Below are 6,722 nucleotides of genomic sequence, written 5' to 3' on the forward strand. Positions count from 1 at the left end.
GCCCGCGAGCAGATCCAGCTCGAGGAACAGCACATCGCAGAAGTGGAGAAAATGATGCGCAAGCCTGGCGAACTGCACCCCGCCGGTTGATGCCACAGCGCGGAGCGAATGCGTGTCCGTTGCCCAGTGCTTGGAGAGACCGTCTGCGGCATGGCGAGGAACGACGCACCTGCTTTTGAGTCGGTGGAGCTCCTGGAGAAGCTGGCGGCCTTGACGCCACGGCCCGAAATCAGCCTGGCGCTCTATCACGGCGTGCTGGCCCCGCACGCGCGCTGGCGGCCGGATGTCGTCGCCTACCGGAGGGCGGAGACGGGCAGGGGACACAGGGGGCGCAGCGATGGGCAGGACCGGGGCGGGCCGCGGGGCCAAGCCCCGTTACTGGACGGAGGATGAGGATAGTCAACATGAACGACCTCCAGAGGCGGTCGCCCCCCTCGTGGCCCCCGTCGCCGTGACATAACCTCCCAGACTCGGACGCCGGCCACCCCAGGAGCCGACGGCACAGCACAGCATTCGGCGCGGTGCTCGTCGCGGTCAACATGGTGGCGCTGACCGGGGGCATCATCTTCTGGCCCCGCTGGTGGTACAGCGAGAAGCTTGCCACGCTCATGCCGCTCTGGCCGCTGACCGCGTGCTTCGCCCTGAACGCCCTGCTCGACGCCGCACTCGTCGGCATCGTCCTCCGCTCACAGCTCGGGACGCAGTAACTGGGTCTTGACAACACGATTTTGTTGGGCAGATTCTCGGCCTCTCGATTGACTCCCGTGGCCCCCGACCTGAGCTGGGGCTGTCGCACCCGGAAGACGGTGCCAAGGAGCGCCGTGGCGACGGAGTCGTTGGAAGACCTCCCTGCAGCTATCAAACCACCCTGAGGCAACGGGTCGCACAGACCTGCGCTTCACCGGAACGACGGCCGTTGAGGTGTTACAAAGCGTGGATGAGCTGACCGACGGGACGGTCCGCCCGATCGATGCCGCCTCGGTGTCGGAATCCGGCCCACAGCGGAAATCCCGGCCAAGGAGGAAGGCTGTCATGAGCGAACAAGAACCGACCAACATACCAAGAAGAGCTTTGCTCGGCGGTGCGGGAGCGCTGGTCGCTCTGCTCGCATCCCCCGTGCGCGTGATGGCCAAGCCGCCCAGCGATCCTTTCGTCCTCCTGCTGAAGGGACTTTATGAGCCCGTGGTTCAGGCTCCCAACCTTGGCCTGTCCCTGGTGGACCTGAATGATGGTTCGTACTCGAAAACGAAGATCTACCCTATTAGCGGAATTCCGGGTAGTAGGAACCCGGACAAGACTATCGGCGACTTTTACGTGCAGCTCGGAACCGGGGATTTGTGTGCCTACCACGTCCCCGGAGGCTCGTTTGCGATGCGCTTCATAGGTAGCAATGTCCATTTTGTTCCCGACGGGCTCGGTGGACGGTTCTTGGAAGGAACCTTCGAACTAACGATACTGGAGGGAACGGGGATCTATGAATCCTTTGTAGGTGGTCACAATCAAATGGTGGATAAGCTGCATTTTCTACCCCCCGGAGACGGCACTGGCGGCATCGATGAATTCTGCTTCTGCACCATCACACGTCCATAAACGACCTGTTAGGTTTTAGAGCCTAAACCGCCCTGCAGGTTCTGGAGGTGATCCAGAACCTGCAGGGCGACTCGACCAAGATAGACAGCACTTATCCTTCGACGAGAGCGTAGATAACATGGCTCTACCGGCTTTCGTGTGGGTAGAGGTCGAGCCCACCGCACCGGAAGTAGATGGCGGTCTTGAAATGCTCGGCGTTGCGGAACCCACGGGCGGTCTTTTTGACGCCTTGGATGACGGAGTTGACGGCTTCGAGGCCCGCATTGGTGATCCTGTGCTGCAGGTAGGTGAGCAAGTTCGGGAGATGGCGTTTGATCAGCTTGGCCACGCCTGCCATGGGCTTGAGCCGGCTATGCGTCGCGCGCCAGTACCAGCGGGCGGCGAACTTCTCGGCCGCGCCGGGATACGTATACGCCCAGAAGGCGGCAAAGCCCTCCTTGAGCAGCCAGGCCCGCGCCACCTTGAGGTCTTGCCGCTTCAAGACGCGGAACGCCGTCTGCTGGTCCGGTGTCATGTCCTTGGGCCGCATCAACCAGAGGTACTTGGAGCCGGTGAGGCGGTCGTCCCCGCTCCGCTTCAGGGTCCGGTGCTCCCCCCGGCGCACTTGGTCGACGGCGTCGTGCAGATGTTTGACCACGTGAAACTTGTCGAAGACGATCTTGCGGTCGGCGGCCGGCAGATGCGCCCGGGTGGACTGCACGTAGGGCTCCCACATGTCCATCGCCATGGCGTCGATCCCTGCCACTTGCTCGGCCGTGAGCGTGGTCCAGAAGGCGTCCAGACTCTCCTGCTTGCGGTCGTCGGTGAGAGAGAGCACCCGGCTGCGATCGAGATCGGCGACCACGGTGAGGTGCCGCTTGGCGATGGCTTTCTCGTCCACACCGAGATGGGGCACGACGTCCGCCTGGCGCCGGGCCAGCCCCCGGCGCACCGCGCGAGCCTTAATGCCCCAGGCTTCGTCCCAGCTGATGCGCAGCACTCGCTTCGCCCCGGTCACCGAGCACTCCCACAGCAGATCAATTGCCAGTCGCTCAAACAATGCCGTGAACTGCGAGCCGGGTTCCGCCCACGGCACCCGGATCTGCTTCACCCCATGCACCCCGCAGTCGATCCGGGGAACGTCCGCTTCGATCCACGTCGTGACCTGGCAGGTGTCCAGATGCCGCCACCGCCGCGGTCGACTGTCGTAGCGCTCCGGCCCCACTCCCGCATTCGGGACACGCAAACGGCCCCGGCCCGGCCTCCACCCGGACGACCACCTGCTCCCCCTTCACGTCCAAGTCGACGCTCGCCACCGTCCACGGCGGCGTCAGCCCCAAGATCGCTCGGTACAGCTCCGTATCGCGCATCGCTCCGTCCCCCTCTCGGCAGGGCGGAGCATAGCCTGGGCACCCAGTCACCCACACGATTCCCGGAAGAGCCATTCTTATAGACCAACAGCACCGAGGGCGCTCCCCTTGACCGCTCTGGGCCACCACACTAAGCTCTCGGCACCTGTCTGACCTGCCCCGGCTGGGAGGCCTCGCTATGCAGTGTCCCCGGTGCCAGCAGGACAACCCGGCCCATGCGAGGTTCTGCCTCGGCTGCGGAGCTCGCCTCGCGCTCGCCTGCGGCTCCTGTGGCGCAGAATTACCCGGGTCCGCCCGCTTCTGCCTCCAGTGCGGCCAGGCCGTCGTCGCGGGCACCGCGGCTCCGATTCGTTCGCCCGCCCCGGAGACTTACACCCCCAGGCACTTGGCCGAGAAAATCCTCACCTCCAAGGGGGCCCTGGAGGGCGAGCGCAAGCAGGTCACCGTCCTCTTCGCCGACATGAAGGGCTCCATGGAGCTCCTGGCCGACCGCGATCCGGAGGAAGCACGAAAGATCCTCGACCCCGTGCTCGAGCGGATGATGGACGCGGTGCATCGCTACGAGGGCACCGTGAACCAGGTCATGGGCGACGGCATCATGGCTCTCTTCGGCGCGCCCCTCGCCCATGAGGACCATGCGGTACGCGCCTGTTATGCGGCGCTCCGCATGCACGATGCCATCCGCCGCTACGCAGAGGACGCACGGCGGACCCACGGCGTCGAGGTGCAGATCCGCGTCGGCCTGAATTCGGGCGACGTGGTGGTCCGCTCGGTGGGCAGCGACCTCCGCATGGACTACACTGCCGTCGGGCAGACCACAAATCTCGCTGCGCGCATGGAGCAGCTCGCGCCGGCGGGCACCACCCGCCTCACCGCCGAGACGCTGCGCCTCGCCGAGGAGTTCGTGCAAGTCCGCTCGCTCGGGCCCATTCCCGTCAAGGGCCTCGCCGCGCCCATCGAGGCGTTCGAGCTGACGGGAGCCGGCGCTGTCCGGACGCGCTTCCAGGCGGCGCACGCTCGCGGCTTCAGCCGCTTCGTGGGGCGCGACGCCGAGATGGACCAGATCCGCCAGGCTGCCGCACAGGCCCGGCAGGGCCGGGGCCAGCTCGTCGCAGTCGTCGGCGAGGCGGGCGTCGGCAAGTCACGGCTCTTCTACGAGTTCATCCACTCGCACCACGTGCCGGGCGGTGGCTGGCGGGTGCTCGAGGCATGCTCGGTGGCCCATGGCAAGGCCATGCTGTTCCTGCCGCTGGCCGAGTTGCTAGTTGGCTACTTTCGCATCGACGATCGCGACGACCCGCGCGCCGTGCGGGCCAAGGTAACGGGCACGCTCCTCACCCTCGACCGGGCGCTCGAGGACGCGGTGCCCGCGGTGCTGTGGATCCTCGACGTGCCCGAGCCAGGCGAGGCGTTCCTCCGCCTGGAGCCGCCGCAGCGGCGCCGCCGCGCGATCGAGAGCGTCAAGCGGGTGCTGCTGCGCGAGAGCCAGGTGCAGCCGCTCCTGCTCCTCTTCGAGGACCTCCACTGGATCGACACGGAGACGCAGGCCGTCCTCGACAGTCTGGCGGAGAGCCTCGGCAGCGCGGCCGTCCTCCTCGCCGTCAACTACCGGCCCGAGTACCGTCACGGCTGGGGCAGCAAGACCTACTACCGCCAGCTCCGCGTCGATCCCCTCCCACCGGAGAGCGCGGATGCGCTGCTCCGCGCCCTGCTCGGCGCCGACCCGTCCACCACGCCCCTCGCGCCGCTGCTCATCTCGCGGACGGAGGGCAACCCGCTCTTCCTGGAGGAGAGCGTGCGGACGCTCGTGGAGACGGGCGCCCTCGTGGGCGAGCCCGGCGCCTACCGCCTCGTCCGCGCGGCAGCGACCATCCAGATGCCCGCCACCGTGCAGGCCATCATCGCCACGCGCATCGATCGCCTGCGCCCGGAGTTGAAGCGCCTCCTCCAGGCCGCCGCCGTCGTCGGCAAGGACGTACCGGTGACCCTGCTCGCCCCCGTCGCGGAGATGGCCGACGAGGCCTTGCGCGCCGCGCTCGGCGAGCTGCAGACCGCGGAGTTCCTCTACGAGGCGCAACTCTTCCCCGACCTCGAGTACACCTTCAAGCACGCCCTCACCCACGAGGTGGCCTACGGGGGCGTGCTCCAGGAGCGGCGCCTCGCTCTACATGGCACGATCCTGGAGACGATCGAGCATCTCCACGCCGATCGCCTCGGCGAGCATGCCGAGGTGCTCGCGCACCACGCCGAGCGGGCGGCCATCGCCGACAAGGCCGTCCGCTATTTGCGCGAGGCCGGGACGAAGGCGGCCGCGCGCTCCGCGAACCAGGAGGCCGTCGCCTTCCTGGAGCGCGCCCTTGCGCTCCTCGCCGGGCTTCCCGAGACACGCGAGACGCTGTCCGAGACCGTCGATGTGCGGATCGCGCTCGGGACGCCCTTGATCGCCGTGCACGGCCCATCGTCACCGGTCGTCGAGGCATCGTATCGTGCGGCCCTGGAGCTGGTGGAACGGCTGGACGACGCCTCCCGCCGGTTCCTCATCCAGTGGGGACTCTGGTACGTCAGCTTCACGCGCGGCGACCACACACTCGCCGTGCAGGCGGGCGAGCGCCTGCTCGAGACGGCCCGGCGGGGGAACGACAGCGATCAACTCCTCGAGGCGCACCATACCCTGTGGCCGACACTGGTGTCGATGGGCGAGGTGAAGCAGGCCCTGCCCCACATCGAGCGCGGCATCGCGCTGTACGACCGTGAACGTCACGGCTCCATCGCCTCGCTGTACGGCGGCCACGACCCCGGCGCCTGCTGTCGCTACTTCCTGGCGGTGGGCCAGTGGGGTCTCGGGTATCCCGAGCGCGCGCTCGCCGCGGCCCACGAGGCGGCGCGTCTGGCGGAGACGCTGGGCCACGCGATGACGTCCGCGATGACCCTGTCCTTCCTGGCGTCGATCCTGTTTCTCCGCGGCGACCATCCGGGCGCCATCGCGGCCGGGGAGCGGTCTCTGGCGCTCGTCGAGGCGCACGGCTTCCGCAGCCGGACCATCGACATCGCGGTGCTCCTGCTCTCCGCCCGCTCCGAACGCCCCGACGTGGCAACGCTGGATGCGCTCCAGCGCGAGCGGGCTCTCGCGCTCATGCGGACGTGGCGCTGGGTGATGGGGGGGTGCACGATCGCCTCGCTCTACTGTGACGCGGGTGCGCCCGAACGAGGACTGCACGTGCTGGCGGAGCTCGGCGACGTGGACAGGGCCGGGCTCTACGGCTCCGAAGTGTATCGGGTGGAAGGCGAGCTGCGGCGGCGCATCGCCTCGCAGACGCCCGATGACGCCGCGAGCTGCTTCCACCACGCCATCGAGCTTGCGCGCCGCCGCGAGCTCAAGTCGCTGGAGCTACGCGCGGCGACAAGCCTCGCTCGCCTGTGGCGCGATTACGGCCGGCGCGAGGACGCGTGCCGGGCGCTCGCCGACGTCTACGGCTGGTTCACCGAGGGCTTCGCCACCCACGACCTGCGCCTGGCGAAGGCCCTGCTGGACGAGGTCGGGCCGTGAGGATAGTCAACATGAACGACCTCCAGAGGCGGTCGCCCCCCTCGTGGCCCCCGTCGCCGTGACATAACCTCCCAGACTCGGACGCCGGCCACCCCAGGAGCCGACGGCACAGAGCACATTAGCGGCCTCCTCGCGGGTCGAGCGAGCTGGCCCCGGGTGAGCGGCATGCTATGCCCGACAAACCGCCGCCGTCAACCGGCCGGATCAGCGGCGAGGGCGCCTCGCTGCGCGGGCAC

4 protein-coding genes are annotated in these 6,722 nt (G+C 67.9%); 3 read left to right on the top strand and 1 reads right to left on the bottom strand.

Going from position 1 to position 6,722, the window contains the following annotated elements:
* Nucleotides 1-521 precede the first annotated feature (521 nt).
* On the top strand, nt 522-707 hold the full coding sequence (locus tag VGT00_19180) for a hypothetical protein (protein HEV8533554.1): 186 nt from the start codon (nt 522-524) through the stop codon (nt 705-707).
* Between the two features lie 226 nt (nt 708-933).
* The gene (locus VGT00_19185) at nt 934-1,590 is read left to right on the top strand and encodes a hypothetical protein (protein ID HEV8533555.1); all 657 of its coding nucleotides are present in this window, start codon (nt 934-936) and stop codon (nt 1,588-1,590) included.
* 124 nt (nt 1,591-1,714) lie between these two features.
* Here VGT00_19185 and VGT00_19190 read toward each other — a convergent pair whose 3' ends face one another.
* Nucleotides 1,715-2,794, bottom strand: a complete 1,080-nt coding sequence (locus tag VGT00_19190) for an ISL3 family transposase (GenBank protein ID HEV8533556.1) — start codon at nt 2,792-2,794, stop codon at nt 1,715-1,717.
* Between the two features lie 530 nt (nt 2,795-3,324).
* Between VGT00_19190 and VGT00_19195 the strand changes: the two genes are divergently transcribed.
* Nucleotides 3,325-6,486 carry an adenylate/guanylate cyclase domain-containing protein gene (locus VGT00_19195; protein HEV8533557.1) on the top strand — a complete coding sequence of 1,054 codons (3,162 nt, stop codon included), beginning with the start codon at nt 3,325-3,327 and terminating at the stop codon, nt 6,484-6,486.
* Nucleotides 6,487-6,722: the final 236 nt, after the last annotated feature.

The organism is Candidatus Methylomirabilota bacterium, assembly GCA_036002485.1.
GTDB lineage: Bacteria > Methylomirabilota > Methylomirabilia > Rokubacteriales > CSP1-6 > AR37.